This window comes from Pollutimonas rozaliensis (genome assembly GCF_048751585.1).
Taxonomy (GTDB): domain Bacteria; phylum Pseudomonadota; class Gammaproteobacteria; order Burkholderiales; family Burkholderiaceae_B.
In genome coordinates this window covers 234,054-255,713 of sequence record NZ_JAZHOB010000007.1, presented here as the reverse complement: position 1 = coordinate 255,713, position 21,660 = coordinate 234,054, and the positions used below count along the sequence as shown (strand labels likewise).

The 21,660-nt window shown below is 62.1% G+C and carries 20 protein-coding genes; 13 read left to right on the top strand and 7 right to left on the bottom strand.

Going from position 1 to position 21,660, the window contains the following annotated elements; translation table 11 throughout:
- The first annotated feature begins 1 nt into the window (after window position 1).
- From V0R37_RS14815 to V0R37_RS14785, 7 genes are read left to right on the top strand one after another with little or no spacing between them, the layout of a single operon-like run.
- Window positions 2-1,039 carry a branched-chain amino acid ABC transporter permease gene (locus V0R37_RS14815; RefSeq protein WP_420375254.1) on the top strand — a complete coding sequence of 346 codons (1,038 nt, stop codon included), beginning with the start codon at window positions 2-4 and terminating at the stop codon, window positions 1,037-1,039.
- Between the two features lie 40 nt (window positions 1,040-1,079).
- Complete coding sequence (locus V0R37_RS14810; protein ID WP_420375253.1) at window positions 1,080-2,270, top strand: ABC transporter substrate-binding protein; 1,191 nt, start codon at window positions 1,080-1,082, stop codon at window positions 2,268-2,270.
- Between the two features lie 7 nt (window positions 2,271-2,277).
- A complete protein-coding gene (locus V0R37_RS14805; protein ID WP_420375252.1) occupies window positions 2,278-3,111 on the top strand; it encodes an ABC transporter ATP-binding protein in 834 nt (277 codons plus the stop codon).
- A gap of 9 nt (window positions 3,112-3,120) precedes the next feature.
- Window positions 3,121-4,941, top strand: coding sequence for an AMP-dependent synthetase/ligase (locus V0R37_RS14800; protein WP_420375251.1), 1,821 nt, complete (start codon window positions 3,121-3,123; stop codon window positions 4,939-4,941).
- Window positions 4,938-5,558, top strand: coding sequence for a TetR/AcrR family transcriptional regulator (locus V0R37_RS14795; protein WP_420375250.1), 621 nt, complete (start codon window positions 4,938-4,940; stop codon window positions 5,556-5,558). The genes V0R37_RS14800 and V0R37_RS14795 overlap by 4 nt, the downstream gene beginning before the upstream one ends.
- A 6-nt stretch (window positions 5,559-5,564) precedes the next feature.
- A complete protein-coding gene (locus V0R37_RS14790; RefSeq protein ID WP_420375249.1) occupies window positions 5,565-6,353 on the top strand; it encodes an enoyl-CoA hydratase/isomerase family protein in 789 nt (262 codons plus the stop codon).
- 35 nt (window positions 6,354-6,388) lie between these two features.
- The gene (locus tag V0R37_RS14785) at window positions 6,389-7,564 is read left to right on the top strand and encodes a thiolase family protein (protein ID WP_420375248.1); all 1,176 of its coding nucleotides are present in this window, start codon (window positions 6,389-6,391) and stop codon (window positions 7,562-7,564) included.
- A gap of 28 nt (window positions 7,565-7,592) precedes the next feature.
- On the opposite strand, the gene V0R37_RS14780 is transcribed toward V0R37_RS14785, so the two are convergent.
- The 4 genes from V0R37_RS14780 to V0R37_RS14765 all read right to left on the bottom strand — a co-directional run bounded on the left by V0R37_RS14780 (window position 7,593) and on the right by V0R37_RS14765 (window position 12,079).
- On the bottom strand, window positions 7,593-8,366 hold the full coding sequence (locus V0R37_RS14780) for a BPSS1780 family membrane protein (protein ID WP_420375247.1): 774 nt from the start codon (window positions 8,364-8,366) through the stop codon (window positions 7,593-7,595).
- Window positions 8,367-8,378: 12 nt separating this feature from the next.
- Entirely contained in the window at window positions 8,379-9,350 is a 972-nt protein-coding gene (locus V0R37_RS14775; RefSeq protein WP_420375246.1) for a homoserine kinase, read from the bottom strand.
- A gap of 121 nt (window positions 9,351-9,471) precedes the next feature.
- Entirely contained in the window at window positions 9,472-10,680 is a 1,209-nt protein-coding gene (locus tag V0R37_RS14770; protein WP_420375245.1) for an ABC transporter substrate-binding protein, read from the bottom strand.
- A 106-nt stretch (window positions 10,681-10,786) separates the two neighbouring features.
- Window positions 10,787-12,079: a hydroxymethylglutaryl-CoA reductase, degradative gene (locus tag V0R37_RS14765; protein ID WP_420375244.1), complete on the bottom strand. Its 1,293-nt coding sequence runs from the start codon at window positions 12,077-12,079 to the stop codon at window positions 10,787-10,789.
- A 145-nt stretch (window positions 12,080-12,224) separates the two neighbouring features.
- Between V0R37_RS14765 and V0R37_RS14760 the strand changes: the two genes are divergently transcribed.
- A complete protein-coding gene (locus V0R37_RS14760; RefSeq protein WP_420375243.1) occupies window positions 12,225-14,228 on the top strand; it encodes a helix-turn-helix domain-containing protein in 2,004 nt (667 codons plus the stop codon).
- 45 nt (window positions 14,229-14,273) lie between these two features.
- Window positions 14,274-15,284: a tRNA dihydrouridine(20/20a) synthase DusA gene (gene dusA / locus V0R37_RS14755; RefSeq protein ID WP_420375242.1), complete on the top strand. Its 1,011-nt coding sequence runs from the start codon at window positions 14,274-14,276 to the stop codon at window positions 15,282-15,284.
- Here dusA and V0R37_RS14750 read toward each other — a convergent pair.
- Entirely contained in the window at window positions 15,281-15,742 is a 462-nt protein-coding gene (locus V0R37_RS14750) for a CBS domain-containing protein (RefSeq protein ID WP_420375241.1), read from the bottom strand. The genes dusA and V0R37_RS14750 overlap by 4 nt on opposite strands.
- On the bottom strand, window positions 15,726-17,132 hold the full coding sequence (locus tag V0R37_RS14745) for a YihY family inner membrane protein (RefSeq protein ID WP_420375240.1): 1,407 nt from the start codon (window positions 17,130-17,132) through the stop codon (window positions 15,726-15,728). The genes V0R37_RS14750 and V0R37_RS14745 overlap by 17 nt, the downstream gene beginning before the upstream one ends.
- A gap of 73 nt (window positions 17,133-17,205) precedes the next feature.
- Between V0R37_RS14745 and V0R37_RS14740 the strand changes: the two genes are divergently transcribed.
- The 4 genes from V0R37_RS14740 (at window position 17,206) to V0R37_RS14725 (ending at window position 21,143) form a co-directional block, all read left to right on the top strand.
- Complete coding sequence (locus V0R37_RS14740) at window positions 17,206-17,601, top strand: DUF2069 domain-containing protein (protein ID WP_420375239.1); 396 nt, start codon at window positions 17,206-17,208, stop codon at window positions 17,599-17,601.
- Window positions 17,598-19,073, top strand: a complete 1,476-nt coding sequence (locus V0R37_RS14735) for a protein adenylyltransferase SelO (protein WP_420375238.1) — start codon at window positions 17,598-17,600, stop codon at window positions 19,071-19,073. The genes V0R37_RS14740 and V0R37_RS14735 overlap by 4 nt, the downstream gene beginning before the upstream one ends.
- 138 nt (window positions 19,074-19,211) lie before the next feature.
- Window positions 19,212-20,273 carry a chorismate synthase gene (aroC, locus tag V0R37_RS14730; RefSeq protein WP_420375237.1) on the top strand — a complete coding sequence of 354 codons (1,062 nt, stop codon included), beginning with the start codon at window positions 19,212-19,214 and terminating at the stop codon, window positions 20,271-20,273.
- A 30-nt stretch (window positions 20,274-20,303) separates the two neighbouring features.
- Window positions 20,304-21,143 carry a M48 family metallopeptidase gene (locus V0R37_RS14725; protein WP_420375236.1) on the top strand — a complete coding sequence of 280 codons (840 nt, stop codon included), beginning with the start codon at window positions 20,304-20,306 and terminating at the stop codon, window positions 21,141-21,143.
- 55 nt (window positions 21,144-21,198) lie between these two features.
- Here V0R37_RS14725 and V0R37_RS14720 read toward each other — a convergent pair whose 3' ends face one another.
- The gene (locus V0R37_RS14720; protein ID WP_420375235.1) at window positions 21,199-21,588 is read right to left on the bottom strand and encodes a RidA family protein; all 390 of its coding nucleotides are present in this window, start codon (window positions 21,586-21,588) and stop codon (window positions 21,199-21,201) included.
- Window positions 21,589-21,660 lie beyond the last annotated feature (72 nt).

Sequence of the window (21,660 nt, the reverse complement as noted above, 5' to 3'; positions counted from 1 at the left end):
CATGCGCATAGGCACGGCACGGCAGGACTACAGGGCGGACGAGGCCTTGTTCGACACGTCCACCCAGCGAGTATGGATGGCGCTGTTCCTGGCTGCCTTGGCCGTGTACCCCTTTCTGGCGAACGACTATTGGCTGTACTTGGCTTGCCTGGTGTCCATACACGCCGCCAGCGCCACGGGGTTGAACATTCTTACCGGCTATACGGGGCTGGTCAGCCTGGGGCAGGCGGCTTTCATGGGCCTGGGCGCGTACACCGTTGCGGTTCTGGAGCAGCGCTACGGCACGCCTTTCCTGCTGAATCTGTTGGCGGCGGGCGGGGTGGCCATGCTGGGCGGAATGGTCGTGGGCATTCCGTCGTTGCGGGTCAAGGGCCTGTACCTGGCCATCGTGACGATTGCCGCTTCCTTCATTGCGCATTTTATCTTTGCCAACCTGGGCTTCACTGGAGGGTCGGGCGGCATGACGGTGCCGCCGCCCCGGCTGCTGGGCCTTTCGCTGGACACGTCCTTCCGCATCTACTGGCTGATCGTCCCGATCACGCTGCTGATGGTGCTGGGCGCCGCCAATTTGTTTCGCACCCGGGTGGGCCGGGCCTTCATCGCCATACGCGACCGCGATATCTCGGCCGAGGTGCTGGGCATACCCCTGCTGCGCTACAAGCTGCTTTCCTTCGGCCTCTCTTCATTTTATGCGGGCGTGGCGGGCGGCTTGTGGGCCTATTTCTTTCGCGTGGTCACGCCCGAAAGCTTTCCCTTGATCCTGTCCATCTTCTTTCTGGCTGCGATTATCGTCGGCGGCATGGGATCCATACTGGGGGCCATTCTGGGTGCGGTGTTCATGACCATGGTGCCCGAGGTGCTAAGAATCGCGGTCGGCTGGCTGCCCATCGAAGGCGATACTTTGCGCTTTGTCTCGCCGGTGCGAACCATTGTGTTTGGCATGTTGATTGTTGTGTTTCTGATCTTTGAACCGCAGGGGCTGGCCGAAATGTGGCGAAGGCTGCGGCGTTTCTTTCACTTGTGGCCTTTTCGCAGTTGAAGCGGTGCGCGGCTGCTTTTACAACACCCAGGAGACAACCATGATTCATACGCTATCTTTGCCCGGCCTGGTCAGGCGGTTTGCTTTACCTCTGTCGATCGCGGCCGGCCTTGCGCTATCGGGCGGGGCGCTTGCGCAGCAGAAGGAAGATATTGTCATCGGCGGCTCCATCCCCATGAGCGGCGTATTCGCCTTCGCGGGCGTGGGTATACACGCCGGCATGGGCGATTACGTAAAAATGCTGAACGAGGCCGGCGGCATTGATGGGCGTCAGGTTCGTTATGTGCCGGAAGACACCGCCTACAAGGTGGATGTATCGGTGGCCGCATTCAAGAAAATCACCAGCCAGAACAAGGTCAGCTTGTATTACGGCGATTCCACCGGGTTTTCCAAGACCATCAATCCCGAGCTGAATCGCGTGGGCAATATCCTGATGACGGGAGCCTCGTTCGCCACGGAAATCAACAATCCCGAAAAGTTTCCGGCTCAGTTCCTGGTGGGTCCCGACTACACCGAGATGTTCGGCATCCTGCTGCGCTACATCGCCAAGGAAAAGCCGGGCGCAAAGGTGGCCTTTGTATATTCCGACACCGAGTTCGGCAAGGATCCCATCGAGGAATCGCGTGCGGTCGCCAAGACCCTGGGCTTGAACGTGGCGGCGGAAATCATGACGCCTCCGGGCAGCGTGGATGTATCCACCGAAGTGCTCAAGCTGCGCCGCGCCAACCCCGACTACACCATTTTTCATGGCTACGTGCTGGCGCCCATTCCGGAATTCATTGCGCAGGGCAAGCAGATGGGGCTGAAAAGCCGCTACATGGGCACCTTCTGGACCATGGACAATTCCACGGTAATGAAGATGGGAGAGAACGCCGATGGCTTCATGGGCGTGATGCCTTTCCGTTATTACTATGACGAAGAGGGCGATGCGCCGATGATGAAGAAGATTCGCCAGATGCGCCCGGAATATCAGAGCACGGCTTACACCCAGGGTTTTCTGGCCGCCATGCTGATGACCGAGGCGGTCAAGCGCACCCTGGCCGTCGGCAAGGAACTGACCGCGGCCAACATGAAAGCCGGACTGCAGTCGATTCAGGATTTCGATACCGGCGGCATCATCGGCATACCCGTCAGCATCAAAGGCAATTCGATTCCGGTGGGTCGCATCTACCGCGCCGATTACAGCCAGAAGAAGATGGTTCCCGCTTCCGACTGGATCAAGCTGGATTAGGCCCGTCATGACGACTGCTGCCGCGCATACGCCGGGCGCCAGCCCGGTTCTCGATATCAACAACATCGAGGTCGTGTACAACAAGGCGGTACAGGTCTTGCGGGGCCTGTCCCTGTCTGTGCCGGCTGGGCAGGTGGTGGCCTTGCTGGGCAGCAACGGCGCGGGCAAGTCCACGACGCTCAAGGCGATATCGCGGCTGCTGGAACTGGAGGACGGCGAACTGGTGAAAGGCCGCATCGCCTTCAACGGGCGCGATGTGGCCCGCTTGGCGCCGCAGGAACTGGTGCGCGGCGGCATGAGCCACGTGATGGAGGGGCGCCGGGTATTCGAAGACCTGACGGTCGAGGAGAACCTGGTGGCGGCCACCTATGCCTTGTCAGGCCGGCGCGCGGGGCGCGCCGACTTCGATCTGGTCTACGAGTATTTCCCACGGCTGTATGAAAGGCGGCGCGGATTGGCCGGTTACCTGTCGGGCGGCGAGCAGCAAATGCTGGCCATAGGCCGCGCCTTGCTGGCCAAGCCCGCGCTGATGTTGCTTGATGAGCCGTCGCTAGGGCTGTCGCCCATGCTGGTGGAAAGCATATTCACCATTATTGCGCGCATCAATATCGAGCAGGGCACGGCCATGCTGCTGGTCGAGCAGAATGCCTCGGTTGCCCTGGCGGTGGCGCACTATGGCTACATCATGGAAACTGGAAAAGTGATGATCGACGGCACGGCCGAGAAATTGGCACAGGACCCCGACGTGCGCGAGTTCTACCTTGGCGTGGGCGGGGGCGGCGAGGCGCGCGATTTTCGCAGCGTCAAGCATTACAAGCGCAGAAAGCGCTGGCTGTCCTAGGAGCGGGTCATGCGGTCTTCTTTCGCCCCCCTCCCCGAGCTGACTTTGCCGCAAATGCTGCGTGAGCAGGCTCTGCGCATTCCCGGCCGCATTGCCGTAAGGCAGAAGGACTTCGGCATATGGCAGCCGTACACGTGGCGCGATTACTGGCGGCGTGCGTGCCATGTGGGCATGGGGCTGCGCGCGCTGGGTGTGGCCGAGGGCGGCCATGTCGGCGTGCTGTCCGAAAACCGCATCGAATGGGTGCTGGCGCAAATGGGCGCGGGCGCGATGGGAGCCGTCACGGTTGGCCTGTATCCCACCAGCCCGGCGTCGGAGATCAGCTACGTGCTGCATCATGCCGATGTGGATCTGGTGGTGTGCGAGGATCAGGAGCAGGTCGAGAAGGTGCTGCAGGCCTTGCACGAGCTTCCACGTTTGCGCCGCATCGTGGTCATCGAGTCCAAGGGCCTGCGCGCTTACCCGGCCGATGCGCGGGAACTGATCTGTACTTTTGCCGAAATGGAGCGCATGGGGGCCGAAAGTCATGCCGCGCACCCTGAAGTCGTGGACTTGGCGCTGTCCCGCCAGACGCTGGGCGATATCGGCCTGATGATCTATACCTCAGGCTCCACCGGCAAGCCCAAGGGCGCCATGATTTCGTATCGCAACATTCGCGGCGTGGCTCCCGGCATCATGGACAGGCTCGGCCTGGATGCCAATGACAGCCATCTGTCGTATCTGCCTTTATGCCATGTGGCCGAGCAGATGCTGACGACCTTTGTGCCCATCTATTCGGGCGCTCAGGTGAACTTCGGCGAATCGATACGCACCGTGCAGGAAGACCTGCGCGAAGTGGCCCCCACCATGTTCCTGGGGGTGCCCCGCATTTGGGAAAAGCTGCATGCCGCCATTGCCATCAAGATGCAGGAGGCCAGGCCATGGATGCGCGCCTTGTACCAAGGCGCCCTGCGGGCTTGCGAACCCTTTGCCGGGAAATCGGCGCGGCAGCGCACGCTTGCGGAGAAACTTACCTATGCGTTCTGGTACTGGCTGGTATTGCGGGCGCTGCTTAATTTCATCGGCCTGCGGCGCGCGAAGATCGCGCTGACCGGAGCGGCGCCGATCCCGCCCGATATCCTGCGCTATTTCCGCAGCCTGGGCCTGCCGCTGGTCGAGGTATACGGTTTGACCGAGAGCAGCGGCATGATACTGGGGCAGCACCCCGATCGCATTCGCTTCGGCACGGTGGGCGAGCCGATATCGGGCGTGGAGTATCGCCGGGGCGATGAAGGCGAACTGCTGGTGCGCGGCGAAATGGTGTTCAAGGGCTATTACAAGAATCCGGAACAGACCGAAGCCGCGATGCAGGACGGCTGGCTGAAGACGGGCGACGTCATTGCCGAAGAGGATGGCATGCTGCGCATCGTGGACCGCCTGAAGGACATCATGATTACGGCGGGCGGCAAAAACCTGACGCCCTCCGAAATCGAGAACAAGGTCAAGGCCAGCGCCTATGTCAAGGAGTGCATCGTCATCGCCGATGGGCGCAAATACGTCTCGGCCCTGGTCCAGATCGAGTTCGATACGGTGGCCAAATGGGCCGAATCGCAGGGCATCGCCTTCACGCATTTCCGCTCGCTGGCCGAGCATGATGCCGTGCGTGCGTTGATCGAGCGGGAGATCGAAGCGGCCAACAGTCAGCTTGCCGATGTATCGCGCATCAGGCGCTTCCACTTGTTGATCAAAGAGCTCGATCACGATGACGGCGAAGTGACCGCCACCATGAAAGTGCGCCGCGCCAGCATATACCGGGGGTACGCGGCGCAGATAGAGGCCTTGTACACATGAGCGCGCCGGCAAGCTTGCGCGCCGCCGCCGCGCCTGGCGACGAAAGCCGTCGCACGGCGGTAATTCTGACTGCGGCCCGGCTGTTCCGCGAGCGCGGCTACGAGCGCACGACGGTGCGCGAGCTGGCCGATGCCGTCGGACTGCGTTCGGGAAGCCTGTTCCATTACTTTCGCAACAAGGAAGAGATACTGGTCGCGGTCATGGCCAACGGCATCCAGTCGGTCATCGACGAAGGCCGCGAGCTGATGCGCCGCCATGCACAGCCGGCCGACAGGCTTGAAGGCCTGTTCCGCCTGCATATGGCCAGCCTTATCAGCGGGGTGGGCGGCGATGCCATGCATGCCATGATCTACGAGTGGCGCAGCCTTTCGCCGCAGGCCCGGGTTCCCGTCCAGCAGCTTAGCGACGCCTATGAGCAACTGTGGCACAGGGCCATAGACGATGCGGCGGCCAGTGGATTGGTGCATGGGGATGCCGCTGTCATTCGAAAACATGTTCTGGGCGGAATGAATTTCACGGTCAGCTGGTACAAGGCCGATGGCCGACTGAATGCCGACGAGCTTATCGAACAGATGCTGCGCGCCGCTTTGCCCGGCCTTTTTCACCCTGTGGATTGAGCGGACATGACTCACGACACCTCTTCGCCCCTGTTGCTGGATATCTCGCACGGCATCGCGCGCATCTGTTTGAATCGTCCCGCGTCCCTGAATGCCGCCAACGTCGCCATGGCCCGGGCATTCAGGCAGGCCGTGTCGGCCATCGCCTCGGCGCCGGACGTGCGCGCCGTGCTGCTGCATGGCGCAGGCAGGTCCTTCATGGCGGGCGGCGACTTGTCGGAACTGAGCGTCGATTCGTCCCGCACGGCGGCAAGCATTATCCAGCCTTTGCATGCCGGGCTTGAGATGATGGCGGCCCTGCCTGTTCCCGTACTGGCCAGCGTTCAGGGCGCGGTGGCGGGCGCCGGCGTAAGCCTGATGCTGGCTGCCGACCTGGCCATTGCCGCCGACGATGCCAGCTTCAATATGGCCTATGCCAAGATAGGCGCCAGCCCCGATGCTTCGGCTTCCTGGCATCTGCCGCGCGTGGTCGGCCTGCGCAAGGCCATGGAAATCGTCATGCTTTCCGATACCGTCGATGCGAGCGAGGCGCTGCGCCTGTCCCTGGTGAATCGCATCGTTCCGGCAGGCGAGCTTCAGGCCGAAACCGAGCAATTGCTGCAGCGCCTGGCCAGCGGCCCCACCGTGGCCCTGGGCCGCATCAAGGCTTTGCTGCGCGCTTCGCAAGGCCGCGGCCTGCCGTCGCAACTGGCGGCCGAGCAGGCGGCCTTCCTGGCTTGCGCCCAGACCGGCGACTTTCAGGAGGGGGCGGCGGCCTTCCTGGAAAAGCGCCGCCCGTCTTTCCTGGGGCGATAGCTTTCCAGGCCCTTGTCCACTATTGGGAATGAACCATGAGCGAAGCCGTGATCATCGACGCCGTCAGGACGCCTTTCGGACGCAGGATGGGCGCTTACCGCAACGTTCGGCCGGATGCCTTGCTGGCGGGCGTGCTATGCGCGGTGTGGGCCCGCAACGAGCCGGCCCGGGACAAGATGGACGATGTCATCGCCGGTTGCGTAAGCCAAGCCGGGGAGCAGGGCGCCAATATCGCAAGGCTGGCCGTCATGCTATCGGATTTGCCCGCGTCGGTGCCCGGCGTATCGCTGAACCGCATGTGCGGGTCGAGCCAGCAGGCGGTTCATTTTGCCGCCCAGGCCATTGCGGCGGGCGATGCGCGCTATATCGTCGCGGGCGGCGTGGAAAGCATGTCGCGCGTTCCGATGTTCACCGACCTGACTCTGGGGCGCGACGATTTTCGAGGGTTCGATGGCCTGAATCCCGACTTGCTGGAGCGTTATCCGCTTATCCATCAAGTCGAAAGCGCCGAGCGCATCGCCGAGCGTTGGACTATTTCGCGCGCCGAGCTGGATGCCTATGCCAAGGAAAGCCATCGGCGCGCCGACCAGGCGGCGCATGGCAAGCGGCATGCCGAAGTGCTGCCGATGGCGGGCTTGGGGGCGGATGGAAAGGAATGCTTCATGACGCGCGACGAAGGCATACGATCTTCCATAGACGATAGCAAAATGGCAGCCATGGCGCCGGTTTTCCGCTCGCCTGAAACCGGCCGGGTTACCGCCGCGAACGCCAGCCAGATCGCTGATGGCGCCGCCGCGGTCCTGATCGCGGACCGCGATACCGCCGTGGCGGATGGGCTGCGGCCGCGCGCCCGCTTTCTTGCCAGGCAGGCCGTGGGGTCGGATCCCGTCATGCAATTGACGGGCGTCATTCCCGCCACGCACCTGGCTTTGTCGCGCGCGGGCCTGTCGCTGGACGATCTGAACTGGATAGAGATCAATGAAGCCTTTGCCAGTGTGGTGTTGGCCTGGGGCCGCGAGTTTCCGGCAGGCATGGACAAGGTCAACCCCTGGGGTGGGGCAATTGCGCACGGTCACCCGTTGGGCGCAACCGGTGCGGCACTGATGGGCAAGATGCTGGCCGGCCTGGAGGCCACCGGCGGCGAAATCGGCATGCAGCTGATGTGCATAGGGCACGGCATGGCGACGGCGACCATCATCCAGCGCATCTAGCGTTACGCCGGTGGGCGGTGTATGGCCGTCACTGCTCCGACGGGTGATTCGCCCCGAACACACTGACATAGGCCGGATAGAAACTGCAGTACAGCACGGCGGCCACAATGATGTTAACGGGCGTCAGCAGTATCTGCACCGTGCCCGGCGCCACGCCCATGGCGCTGATGAAGTTACCCGCCATCTGCACGGCAAAGAAGATCGCGGCCCAGCTGGCGCCGTAGGCCAGGAAGGGCAGTTTGTTGCGCCAGCAGGCCACCATGGAAAAGAACAGCGCCTGGCGCATGCGTATCTTGTGCCAGCCTATCAGCGCGGGCGCGTGCCAGAACAGCGCGGAAATCACCACGTACAGCAGGCCGAAGGTAATCAGCGGGCCCCGCATGGCGGCCAGCAGAGCTTGTTCGTCCAGCACGCCCTCCGGATTGATGGCGGTCATCAGGCTGTCCATGAAGGGCAGGGTGGCCAGGAAGCCGCCCATCATGCAGAAGGCCAGGTAGGCCAGGCCCAGGCCGAACAGGCGCCTGCGGGTTTCGCGGTCGCGCAGGGGTTCCAGCCACATGGACAGCAGCATGGGATGCCCGGCGGCCACATGGCGGCAGGCGCACAGGGTGATGAAGGTCAGTATCGGCGTGCCGGCGATCAGGGCCATCTGGCCGAACAGCGGAATCAGGTAGCTAACCGTGATCAGGAATCCGGTCATCAAACTCCAGAAAAACATGGCCATGGGCTGGCGCTTGAAGAGCTTGAATCCATCTTGTATCCAGATCCAGCCGGATGTGATGGGAAGGATGGCGGCTTGCATGCGATTGGAGTCCTAGATGGAAAGAGGGCGTGCCGGCGTGTTGCGGCGTTCGCGCAGTATGCGTTCGAAATGGCGCGGATCGTGCGGCTTCAGGGTTTGAGCGGGCCGGGGCAGGTAAAAGTCGAACAGCCGCGAGACCCAGAACCGCAGGGCGGCGGCCTGCAGCAGGGTCGGCCAGGCTTGTTCCTCTTCGGCGGTGAAGGGGCGCACGCGGCCGTAGGCGTCCAGCCAGGCGTGCAGCTTCTCGTCGTCGAACACGCCGGTGTTGCGTTCTATGCACCAGTCGTTGACGCTGACCGCCACGTCAAAAAGCCAGGTATCGCAGCCGGCGAAGTAGAAGTCGATGAAGCCGCCCATGCGCGGCATGTCGAAGGTGCCGTCGAACAGCACGTTGTCGCGGAACAGGTCGCAATGCGCCGGGCCCAGGGGCAGCGCCTTGTAGGCGGCGGTGGCCGCAAAGCGGGTCTGCTCGTCCAGCGTCTGCTGGATCAGCGCGGTTTGCGAACGGCTAAGAAAGGGCAGCACTTTGGGTACGGTTTCCTGCCACCAGGGCAGGCCGCGCAGATTGGGCTGGCGTATGCCGAAATCCGCTCCCGCAAGGTGCGCCCGCGCCAGGGTTTCCCCCGCCAGCGCGCAATGGGCCGCGCCGGGGTCGGGTTCGTAGCCGCCCGAAAGCCGGCTGACGATGGCGCAGGGTTTGCCGTGCAGCGTGGTCAGCCGGGTGCCGTCGCGCAAGGTTTGCGGATGCGGCACCGGTATGCCTTTCATGGCCAGGTGGTGCATCAGCTCGATGTAGAACGGCAATTGTTCATGGGTCAGCACCTCGAACAGCGTCAGGACGTATTCGCCCTGAGTGGTGGCCAGGAAGTAATTGGTGTTTTCGATACCGGCGGTGATGCCGCGCAGGGAAACCAGGTCGCCCAACATGTAGCGGGCCAGAAGCTCGCTTGCATCGCTGTCGCTGACGGGGGTAAAAACGGCCATAGGCTGCGGACTCTGCTTGTGTAAACCGTGGAAAATAAAAAAAGGCCCGAAAAGCCGGGCCACTGATTTTAGTCCAGGTTGGCGCCCCGTGCGGCGGGGCTTGCTATTCAGGTTGATGGGCTCATTTTTTAAGCAGCGGGCATGTGGAATCCTTGACCTGGGTGAAGGCTTCTTCGCCGGGAATGGTGGCGACGATCTTCATGTAGTCCCATGGCTTCTTGGATTCTTCGGGTGTTTTCACCTGCAGCAGATACATGTCGTGGATGTAGCGCCCATCGCCCCGTATATAGCCTTTGGTGTAGACGTCGTCGATTTTCATTTTCTTCAGTTCGGCCATGACTTTGTCCGAGTCGGTGGTCTTGACCGCTTCCACCGCCTTGAGATAGGTTGCCGTGGCCGAATAGGCGGCGACCTGGTGGGTGCTGGGCATCTTTTTCATGGTTTCGTAGAAGCGCTGCGAGAATTTCCGGCTGGCCTCGTTCTTGTCCCAATACCAGCTGTCCGTCATCAGCAGTTTCTGGGCGACGGGCAGGCCCAGGCCATGGATGTCGTTGATGGTCATCAACAGGCCGACCAGCTTCATCTTGTCGACCAGGCCGAAGTCGTTGGCTGCCTTGATCGAATTGATGGTGTCCGAGCCCGCATTGGCCAGGCCCAGTACCTGGGCTCCCGACGCGGCGGCCTGCAGTATGTACGAGGACATGTCCGGCGAGAACGGCGGATGCCGGACCGAACCGACGACAGTGCCGCCGTTTTCCTTGACCACCGCGCCTGTGTCCGCCTCGAGCGAGTGGCCGAAGGCATAGTCCGCGACCAGGAAGAACCACGATTTGCCGCCTTGCTTGATCACGGCCGAACCCGTGCCCTTGGCCAGGGCGACGGTATCGTATTCGTAGTGAATGGTGTAGGGGGTGCAGTCCTCGTTGGTCAGGCGGGCGGTCGCGGCGCCGATATTGATATAGGGTATTTTCTTTTCGTTGATGATGGTGTTCATGGCCAGGCCGGCCGCCGAATTGACTCCGCCTATCAGCAAGGTGATGCCTTGCTGATCTATCCATTCGCGCGAGCGCGAGGCGGCGATTTCAGGTTTGTTCTGATGGTCGGCCGAGAGTATTTCTATCTTCTTGCCCAGCACCTTTCCGCCCGCGTCCCGCACCGCCATTCTGATGGCTTCCAGTCCGCCCGAGCCGTCGGTGTCGGCATAGGGCCCCGACATGTCGGTGATGAATCCGATGCGCACGACGTCCTGGTTTCCCTGGGCCTGGGCGCTGCCGATGGCGCCGGCCAGGACCAGCGCCAATGTGCTTAGCTGCATAAATGATGTTTTCATGGTTTGTCTCCGTTGTTCCAGTGGGATGGCTACCGGTCTGGCTGCCGGCTTGTTCGCCTGTTTCGGTAAATTCCTTGCTTCGGTATTGCTTGTTGCCCGGCCAAGGCTATTTGGCGCCGGCCCGCCGTTGCTGCAGCAGTTGCACGGCAAGGTCGACGCGCACGTCCTTTTCCGCCACCATGGCCTGAACGACCCAGGCCACTTCGTCGCCTTGCGCGCCGGCGGCAAGCGCGATGTTGCGGGCGTGCAAAGCCATGTGGCCTCGCTGTATGCCTTCGGTCGACAGGGCGCGCAGCGCGGCCATGTTTTGCGCCAGGCCTACGGCCGCCGCTATCTCGGCCAGTTCCTGCGCGGTGCTTACGCCAAGAATCTTCAGGGAAAGCCGGGCAAGAGGATGCGTTTTGGTGGCGCCGCCCACCAGGCCGACCGGCATGGGCAGTTCCAGCGTGCCGACCAGATCGCCATTGCCGGCGATTTCCCATGTGCTCAACGAGGTATAGCGGCCATCGCGGCAGGCAAAGGCGTGGGCGCCGGCTTCGACCGCGCGCCAGTCGTTTCCGGTGGCCACAATGATGGGATCGATGCCGTTCATGATGCCCTTATTATGCGTGGCGGCGCGGTAGGGGTCGACGGCGGCAAAGGTATAGGCATCGACAATGCCGTTGACGACATCCTCGCCGCTGTAGTCCTTCGTGTGCAGTGTTTTGGGGGATATCCGCACACGGGCGCGAGCCAGGCGCAAATCGGCCAGGTTGGACAGAATGCGCAAGCGCACGCGGCCCCCCGTAATCTGCTCGATGGGCCCGGCCACGGCTTCGGCCATGGTGTTGACGGTATTGGCGCCCATGGCGTCGCGCACATCGACGATCAAGTGGGCAATCACCATGGGGCCGCGCGCGGTGTCCGGAAACACATGCACCTCGATATCGCGGCAGCCGCCGCCCAGGCCGATCAGTACCTGGTCGCGGCTGTTCGCGATGTCTATGATCTTCTGGCGGTTTTGCAGGATGGCGTGCCGCGCGCCGTAGGGGTCGGATACGTTGGTCACTTGCACCTGGGCGCGCATGATGGGGCCGGTGCTGGACGTCTGGAAACCGCCCGATTCACGCACTAGCTTGGCCATATACGAAGCCGCGGCGACGACAGAGGGTTCTTCCACCGCCATGGGCACCAGCACATCCTTGCCATTGACCTGGAAGTATCCCGCGATGGCGTAAGGCAGCTCGAACTTGCCGACGACGTTTTCTATCATGCCGTCGGCCGTGCCCAGCGGCAGGCCGCCGGCTTCGGCCAGCAGGCGGATTTCCTCCGCATTCAATTGCGTCTTTTCGGCGATATGCTGCAAGCGTCCGGCGGGCGATAGGGAACGGAAGTCGGGCAGGCGTGAATCCAGGTTCATTTTGCGTTGTCTCGGGTAGGTTTCGAATAATGATGTATGGGGATCAGTATAGGTAGGGCGGACTGCTATTCACATGTTATAAGTGCACATAAAAATATGATTTTTGTGTGTATGTTCTTATTTCGCACTTTTCAGGACAAGGCCGATGGCTTATTCCAGCGTTGAACGCGGCGGTGTGGCGCAGACAGCCGGGTCCGCCCCTTCCATAGAGGCTGAAATCGTCCGCTTGCTGCATCAGGATGCCCGCCGCCAGGAGCTGGCCGGCTTGCTGGACCAGGTCCGGCTTCTGCCGGACGGCCCCGAGAAAACCCGCTTGATCCAAAGCGTTGAAATGGGCGTCACCATCAAAGAGCGCCTCGATCAGCATCAGTTGCGAGAGCGCGGTTTGCTGGCCGTGATCGAAACGGCGCAGGACCTTACCGCCATCACGGACCTGGACAGAGTGTTGCAGGCCATCGTGCAGCGCGCCCGCAAGCTGGTGGGCTGCGATGTGGGCTATCTATCGATTTACGATGACGAGAACAGCGACTTCTATGTGCGGGCGACGGACGGGGCTTTTTCCGAACGGTTCAGGCAGATCAGGATAGGGCTGGAGGTGGGCGTTTGCGGTTTCGTGGCCCGCAACCGCACGCCTTACTCGTCGTCCAACTACGGCGCGGACGAACGGTTCATCCATACCGGCTTCATTGATTCCGCCATGGTCGATGAAAACATCAAGTCCATCCTGGGCGTGCCTTTGCTGGAAGGCGACAAAGTGGTGGGCGTATTGTTCGTGGGCGACCGCTACGTGCGTTCTTACGTGGCCTGGGAAATGTCCATCCTGTCGACGCTCGCGGCGCATGCATCCGTGGCCATCGGCAATGCGCGCTTGTTCGAGCAAGCGCAAAAGGCGTTGCGGCAGGCCAGTACGACGAACGCCTTGCTGACCCGCCAGACCGCCGATACCCGCGCCGCGGCCGAGGCGCACGAGCAATTGACCTCGCTGGTCGCGCGCGGCGGAGACTTGTCCGATATATGCCTTATGGTGGGCCATCGCCTGGGGGGCCACGTAATCGTGCGCGACGAGGTCGGGGGCAAGATCTGCGCATCGGCGGGCGATCCGCCGGGCTTTCTTGCATCGGCCCCCGCCCACCTGGATGGCGAATATTGGTTCGACGACAAGATCCATGCCGCGCTCGATGAAAGCCGCAGGTTGGGACGGTCGGTAACGGCATTTTCGCTGCCATCGCATGTATGCCGGGTTTGCGCGGTGGTGGGCGGCAAGGGCTTGCTGGGCGGCCTGGTCATTCATACGGAATCGGCGCTGAACGATGTGGCCGTTCGTGTTTTCGAGCGCAGCGCCATGGTGACCGGTGTCGTGCTGCTGCTCAAGGAACAGCGGGATTTCTCCATTCTTTCCGACGTGCCCGTTGTGCTGCATGGCCTGGTGCATCATCCCCAAGGAAATCTGGAAAAGCTGGCGCAGCAGGCGGCCGCCCATGGACTGGACCTGTCGCAAGCCATGCGCCTGATGCTGATCCAGACCCGGCCCGACCGCGGCGCCTATATGGTCAAGCAATTGCGGGCGCGGCTGAAAGCGACCGGTGCCTTGTTCGGCGAGGTGGGCGAGTCCCTGGTCGTCCTGGTCAACGACCATTCCCTGAACGGTTTGCTGGGGGCGGTCACGCAGTGCTTTAGCGGCCACCGGGGCGAATTCACCGGTGTCGTCTCGGAACTTGTCGCCATGCCTTCCGAATTCGTGCGGGCGTTTGAGACGGCGGGCCGATGCCTGCGGTTCTTGAATGCGCTGGGACGAAAAAACGCCATTTTTCAAGAACGCGAGCTGGTGCTTTACGCTTCCTTGTTCGACACATCGACCACGCAGAATATCGATGCTTTCCTGTGTTCGAGCCTTGGCGGGCTTTATCGGCATGGCGAACCTCGAAAGATCGAGCTCGCGAAAACACTGCTGGCTTATCTCGATCATGGCCATAATGCGCGGGCGGCCGCGGGAAAGCTGGATTTGCATATCAACACGTTCCGCCAGCGGCTGGAAGCGATCGATGCGCTGCTGGGCGCGTGGCGCGAACCCGGAAAGATGCTGGAGATCCACATGGGCCTGCGTTTATGGAGCTTGCGCGATCACAAGGCTTTTTCCGCCGGCGCTTAAAATGGTCGACAATACGCGCTGTTTTACCTATAGAACCTGCTTAACGTGATCCTGAATCAAGACAATACGCCCGTCGATGATTGGCGCCTTTGCGTGGCGCCGATGATAGACGTTACCGATCGGCATTGCCGCTATTTCCATCGCCTGCTGGCGCCGCGCGCCCGGCTGTATACCGAAATAATCACCACGGGCGCGCTGATGCATGGAAACGTGGCGCGCCACCTGGACTTCGATCCGGCCGAGGAGCCGGTGGCCCTGCAATTGGGCGGCAGCGAGCCCCAGGCGCTGGCCGACTCGGCACGCCTGGGCCGGCAATGGGGCTACAACGAAATCAATCTGAATTGCGGCTGCCCGTCGGAGCGCGTCCAGCGCGGAGCCTTCGGCGCCTGCCTGATGGCCGAACCCGATCTGGTGGCCGATTGCATCAAAGCCATGCAGGACGCCGTGGACATTCCCGTAACCGTCAAGCACAGGCTGGGCCTGGACTATAACGAGTCCTACGATTTCGTACGCGACTTCGTCGGCAAAATCCGCGACACCGGCTGCCGGGTGTTTATCGTGCATGCCCGCAACGCGGTGCTAAAGGGCCTGTCGCCCAAGGACAATCGCGAGAAGCCGCCATTGCGCTACGACGCCGCCGCTCGGCTGAAGGCCGATTTTCCCGACTGCGTATTCGTGCTTAATGGCGGCATTACCGAAACGGACCAGGCCTTGCAACTGATGCGGGAGTTCGATGGAGTCATGCTGGGCAGGGCCGCCTGGCACAACCCCGGCGTGCTGGCCGATATCAGCCGCAAGCTGCATCCGGATCTGGTCTTGCCCGAGCCCGCGCAGGTGGTTCATGCCATGGCCCGCTATGCGGGGAGCGAGATCGAAAAGGGCGTGCCGCTGCGCATGATCGCGCGCTCGATGCTGGGCTGGATGAGCGGCCGAGCAGGCGCCCGCCATTGGCGCCGCAGCTTGTCGGACCCCGCCTTGCTTAATCAGAACGACGCGGGACTTATCGAGCGGGCATGGTCGGATTTGATGTTGCGAACCGGCGACACAGGCTGCTAAGAACGGGCCGCTTCTTCGGAATCGGTGGGCCAGTCGCGTATGTAGGCCTTGAGCATGTTGTTCTCGAACTGCTGCGCGGCCACGATGGCTTGCGCCATGTCATAGAAGGAAATGACGCCCATGAGCGTGGGGCCGTCCATGACCGGCATGTAGCGCGCATGCTTTTCCAGCATCAGCCGCTGCACTTCTTCGAAGCCGGTATTGGGCGATACGCTGACCGGCGCATCGTCCATGATGCTGCGCACGGTGTTCGAACCGGTCATGCCCTGGTTGTCGTGCAGGTGGCGGATGATTTCCCGGAAGGTCAGCATGCCGGCAAGTTCGCCGTGGTCCATGATGACCAGCGAGCCGATGTCTTGCTCGCTCATGGTTTGAAGCGCTTGCAAAATAGGCATGTCGGGCGTGGCAGTGTATAGCGTGTGCCCCTTCACGCGTAGGATTTCACTGACTTTCAGCATGTTTCTTCTCCTGGGTGTTTCTATGCTCCGCGGTAAGGGTATTTTGCACCATATGCGGGCTTTCCGGTAGTGTTTCGCCTGGCCCGTCGAACAGGGCGGCCAGCCGTTGCGGGGTTTGTGTCAAAGAAACCGAAATCGCTTCAAGAAGTAAAGGTTCCAAGGCCAGTCCGGGCTGATCGCGGTCCAGCAGCAGTTCATCGATAAGCGGGCCTAGAGTGGCTTCGCGTTGATCGCAGGCCAGCACCCATTGGTCGGCATCGCCGTTTTCGGTGTTGACCGCATAGCCCAGTCGCTTAAGCGCCTTCATCACGCTGGAAAGCTCATCCTGGTGCAGTTGCAGGTGCGCGCATAGGAACCGCATGCTGCGGCCCGCCGGAAGCGCGCTTTGGGCATCCCACAAAACGCGCAGCACGCGCACGGCGTCCACGAACATGGCTCCCCGGTAATGCTGCAGGGCCCAGCGCCGCTGGCGCAGGGCCGGGAGCGTCGCCGCCACGGTGGCGCCCAGCAAGATGGCCAGCCACGACAGGTAGATCCACAGCAGGAAAATGGGCAGGGTGGCGAAGGCGCCGTAGATGACGGTGTAGGAGGGGAAGCGCGTCAGGTAGTAGGCGAAGCCCACGCGCATTATTTCCAGGACGATGGCCGTGCCCAAGCCGCCTATCACGGCGTCCTTCCAGAGAACCCGCCGGTTCGGAACGCCCACGAACAGCGCGGTGAAGCCCAGCCCGGTGGCGATCAGCGGCACGAAGGACAGCGCGAATCCGACCACGGCGGGCAGTTCGCCGATATTGCCTATGGATTCGCGCGCCAGGATGGAGGTGGCCCACAGGCTGGCGCCCGTCAGGACGGGACCCAGGGATATGATCGCCCAATACACCAGAATGCGCTGCCTGAATGGCCGTTGCCGTTCGACCTGCCAGATGTCGTTGAAGGCTTCGTCGATGGTCATGATCAGCATGACCGAAGTGACGATCAGAAACAGGCTGCCCACGGCCGTTAGTCCCGACGCCTTGGCCGCGAACTGATTCAAATACAGCATGACGTTATCGGATACCGCCGGCGGCATGAGGCTGCTGGTCAGGAAGTTCTCCAGGGCGACCCGGAATTCGGCAAACAGCGGAAAGGCGGTGAACAGGGACAGCACCACGGCGAGCAGCGGTACGATGGCCAGTACCGTCGTGAAGGTCAGGCTGGAGGCCACCTGGGTCAGTTTCTTTTCGCCGGCGCGCTGCAGGGCAAAGCGGGCTATCTTGCCGGCGTTCGACAAACCGGTTTGCGGGGTTTCGCCCGCTTCCAGCCTGGGCTCCTCGACCGGCGCCGGGGATGAGGCGACCGGCGCGTCCGAAAAGGAGTTTGCCGTGTCGGGGCTATCGTTTTTCGTGGGCATGATGACGATGAACCTTTACATTTCAGGGGCGCCGTTCAGGCGGCGCGCGCCTCTTTCGGGTCATAATACCAGCATGACTACGCAACTTAATCCCGTATTGCGCCATGGTGCATCCGTATCGCTGGTGGCGCTTATTGCCCTGTGCCTGCTTTGGGAGCTGAAAATAGCCCCTCTGCGCCCCGGCGGCTCTCTCTTGGCGCTGAAAGCCTTGCCCTTGCTGCTGCCCTTGCGCGGCGTACTGAAAGGACAGCTGTATACCCTGCAATGGGCGGCCATGCTTATCCTGCTTTATTTCATGGAAGGCGTCGTGCGCGCCTGGTCCGACCCCTCGCCCATGTCGGCCTGGATGGGCGGACTGGAAATCCTTTTTTCGCTGATATTCTACCTATGCGCCGTTTGCTATCTGCGGCCGGCCAAGCGGGCCGCCAAGCAGAATGCGGCTCGGGACAAGGCAGGGGTGATTTCATGAAGGACTCCATCCAGGACATCCGGGTCGAGAACTCGTTTGCCGATCTTCCCGCCGCCTTCTATACGCGCCTGTCGCCGCAGCCGCTGACTGAACCTCGCTTGCTGCACGCCAACGCCGATGTGGCGCGGCTGCTGGACTTGTCGCCCGCGGCGTTGACCCAGCCCGAATTTCTCGATGTGGTGGCCGGCAATCAGCCGCTGCCCGGCGGCAAGACGCTGGCAGCCGTGTACAGCGGCCATCAGTTCGGCGTGTGGGCGGGCCAGTTGGGAGACGGCCGGGCGCATTTGCTGGGCGAAGTCGTCAGCCCCTCGGGGCACTGGGAATTGCAATTGAAGGGTTCTGGGCGGACTCCTTATTCGCGCATGGGCGACGGGCGCGCGGTGCTGCGCTCCTCGGTCCGCGAATACCTGGCCAGCGAGGCCATGGCCGGCCTGGGCATACCCACGACCCGAGCCCTGGCGCTGGTCGTGTCGAACGATCCGGTCTATCGGGAAACCGTGGAAACCGCCGCCATCGTCACGCGCGTTTCACCCAGTTTCGTGCGTTTCGGTTCGTTTGAACATTGGTCCTCGTCCCCCGAGAACCTGGGCGCCTTGCTGAACTATGTGGTTGACCGCCACTATCCGGAGTGCCGCGACGCCGTGGACGGTGCGCCGGCCACACAGGAGCAGGTGGTCCTGCGCTTTGTGCGTGCAGTCACCATTCGCACGGCCCGCTTGCTGGCTGATTGGCAGACCGCCGGCTTTTGCCATGGCGTCATGAATACCGACAATATGTCCATACTTGGGCTGACCCTGGATTACGGTCCCTACGGCTTCATGGATGCTTTTCAGGTCGATCATGTGTGCAACCACAGCGACAGCCAGGGGCGTTATGCCTGGAATGCGCAGCCGTCGGTGGCCAACTGGAATCTCTACCGCCTGGCCAGCGCTTTGCTGGGTCTGGGTGTGGAAGCCGAAGCGCTGAAAGAGCAGCTGCGGGAATTCGAGCCGGCCTTTTTACAGGCGTATCGCGCCAACCTGTGCGGAAAGCTGGGCTTGCTGAACTGGACGGATGGCGACGACGATCTGCTGGACGACTGGTGGCGCTTGCTGCATACGCAGAAGGCCGACTTCACGCTCAGCTTCCGCTCCCTGGCCCAGGCGCCCCTGGACAGCACGGCATTTTTCCAGCGCTTCCACGACCGGGATCAAGCGAGCGCATGGCTGGATCGCTACCTGCAACGCCTGGCGCAAGACAAACGGCCGGACCCGGAACGCATCGAGCACATGAATCGCAGCAATCCCCTGTATGTGTTGCGCAACCATCTGGCGGAAGGCGCGATACGGGCCGCCGCGCAAGGCGATACCAGCCAGATCGATATCTTGCTTAAACTGCTGCGCGACCCCTATACCGAACAGGCCGGCTACGAGTCCTATGCCGCCGTTCCGCCGGAGTGGGCCGGGCGGCTGGAAGTCAGTTGTTCGTCATGAGCTCGGCGCAGCCCCGGCGAAGGCGGGCCGATTCATCTGTTCACAATGTTTAATAGAATCATGGCTGGGATGCGGCGAGCGGGAATGCCGCCATCCGGTTTATCGCGTATTCTTTCAATTCAACCTTAGATAAAAACTATGTCCGGCAACACTCTAGGCAAATTATTCTGCGTCACCAACTTCGGCGAATCGCATGGCCCGGCCATAGGCGCCGTGGTGGACGGCTGCCCGCCGGGGCTGGCGTTGTCCGAAGCGGATATCCAGTTCGATCTGGATCGGCGCCGGCCCGGCACGTCGCGCCACGTAACCCAGCGCCAGGAACCGGACCAGGTCGAAATCCTGTCGGGCGTATACCAGGGCGTGACTACGGGCACGCCCATTGCGCTGCTTATCCGCAATACCGACGCGCGCAGCAAGGACTACAGCAATATCGCCGATACCTTCCGTCCCGGCCACGCCGACTTTACCTATTGGAGCAAGTTCGGCGAGCGCGATCCGCGCGGGGGCGGACGCTCCTCGGCCCGCCTGACCGCGCCCAGCGTGGCAGCCGGGGCGATCGCCAGGAAATGGCTGGAGCAGAACCATGGCATCAAGGTACGCGGCTACATGAGCCAGTTGGGACCGATACCTATTCCTTTCCAGTCCTGGGACGATGTCCCGAATAATCCCTTCTACGCACCCAACGCGGCTATCGTGCCTCAGCTTGAAGACTATATGGATCAGTTGCGGCGCGACGGCGATTCCATCGGCGCGCGCATCGAAGTCGTTGCCGAGAATCCTCCGGCGGGCTGGGGCGAGCCCCTGTACGACCGCCTGGATGCCGACATAGCGCACGTCATGATGGGCCTTAACGCGGTAAAAGGCGTGTCGATAGGCGCCGGCTTCGACTGTATCGCCCAGCGCGGGTCCGAGCATGGCGACGAAATCACGCCCGAAGGCTTCCTGTCGAATAATGCCGGCGGCGTGCTGGGCGGCATTTCGTCCGGCCAGGCCATTACCGTGTCCATCGCCATCAAGCCCACATCCAGCATCCGGGTCGAACGCCGGTCCGTCAACCGCGCCGGCGAGCCGGTTTCGGTGCAGACTTTGGGACGGCACGACCCTTGCGTAGGCATACGCGCGACACCCATTGCGGAGGCCTTGCTGGCCATCGTGCTGATGGATCACGCTTTGCGCCATCGCGCACAGTGCGGGAAATGAACCTTGTTGCCTGAAAGGAGCTTTACTGCCATGAAGAAAAGAATCTCAACGATGCGCGGCATGGCCGCCGCCGGAGCGGTGTCGGCCTTGACTCTGCTGGCCGCCTGCGCCGCTGTCCAGACCACCGACTCGGGTACGGTGGGCGTCGAGCGCAAGCAGTATATGTCCAGCATGGTCTCCGAAGCCGCATTGCAGCAGGAAGCCGCCCAACAGTACAGCAGCCTGATTTCCCAGGCCAAGGCCCAGGGCGCGCTGGACGCCAACGCCGCGCAAACCGCGCGTGTGAAAGCCATATCCCAAAAACTGATCAAGCAGGTCGGCGTGTTCCGTCCGGATGCGGCCAAATGGAACTGGGAAGTTCATGTGCTCAACTCCGACGACGTCAACGCCTGGTGCATGCCCGGCGGGAAAATCGCCGTCTATACCGGCCTGATCAACCAGATCAAGCCGACCGACGCCGAGCTGGCGGCGGTCATCGGCCACGAGATGGCGCATGCCCTGCGCGAGCATGCGCGCGAACAGGTGTCCCAGAAGATGGTCACGAATATGGGTCTGTCGGTGTTGTCGGCGGTGACTGGCGCGGGCGCCACGGCCGACCTGGGCAGCGCGCTGAGCGAAGTCATGTTCACCCTGCCGAACAGTCGCACGCACGAGGCCGAAGCCGACCGTATCGGCGTGGAGCTTGCCGCAAGAGCGGGCTACGATCCGCGCGCCGCGGTCACGCTGTGGCAGAAGATGGGTGCGCTCAGCCAGAGCAGCGCGCCGCCCGAGTTCCTGTCCACCCACCCATCGGCATCCAGCCGCTCGGCCGACCTGACCGAGGCGGCAAACAAGGTCATGCCTCTGTACCAACAGGCTGGCGGTAAATAGCTAACAAGCAAGAAAGGCGCCGGCATAGCCATGGCCATGGCCGGCCGCCAGTTGCCTACCGCGGTTTGTAGGCGGTCACGTCGATCTCGACTTTGGCGTCTATCATCAGGCGCGCCTCGGTCGTGGAACGGGCGGGGCGGTGCTCGCCGAAGCACTCCATGTAGACGCGGTTGAAGCTGCCGAAATCGCGGGCATCGGCCAACCATACATTGGTTTTGCATACGTCCTCCAGTGTGCAGCCGGCCAAAGCCAACGCACGCTTCAGGTGCTGGAAGACCTGGCGTGTTTGCGCTTCGATGCCGCCGGCGACGACTTCGCCCTGTTCGTCCGTCGGTACCTGGCCGGATACGAATACGAAATCGCCCGCCCGTACCGCGGGCGACAAGGGCCGCGCCAGGCGGTCCGAACTGACGGGTGATTGGCCCAATAGCTCTATGGTCGACATTTATCCCTCATTTATGTAAAAAAATTACAGGAAAACCCTGACATGCAGTCTATTGACGGCTGTATTGTGGGT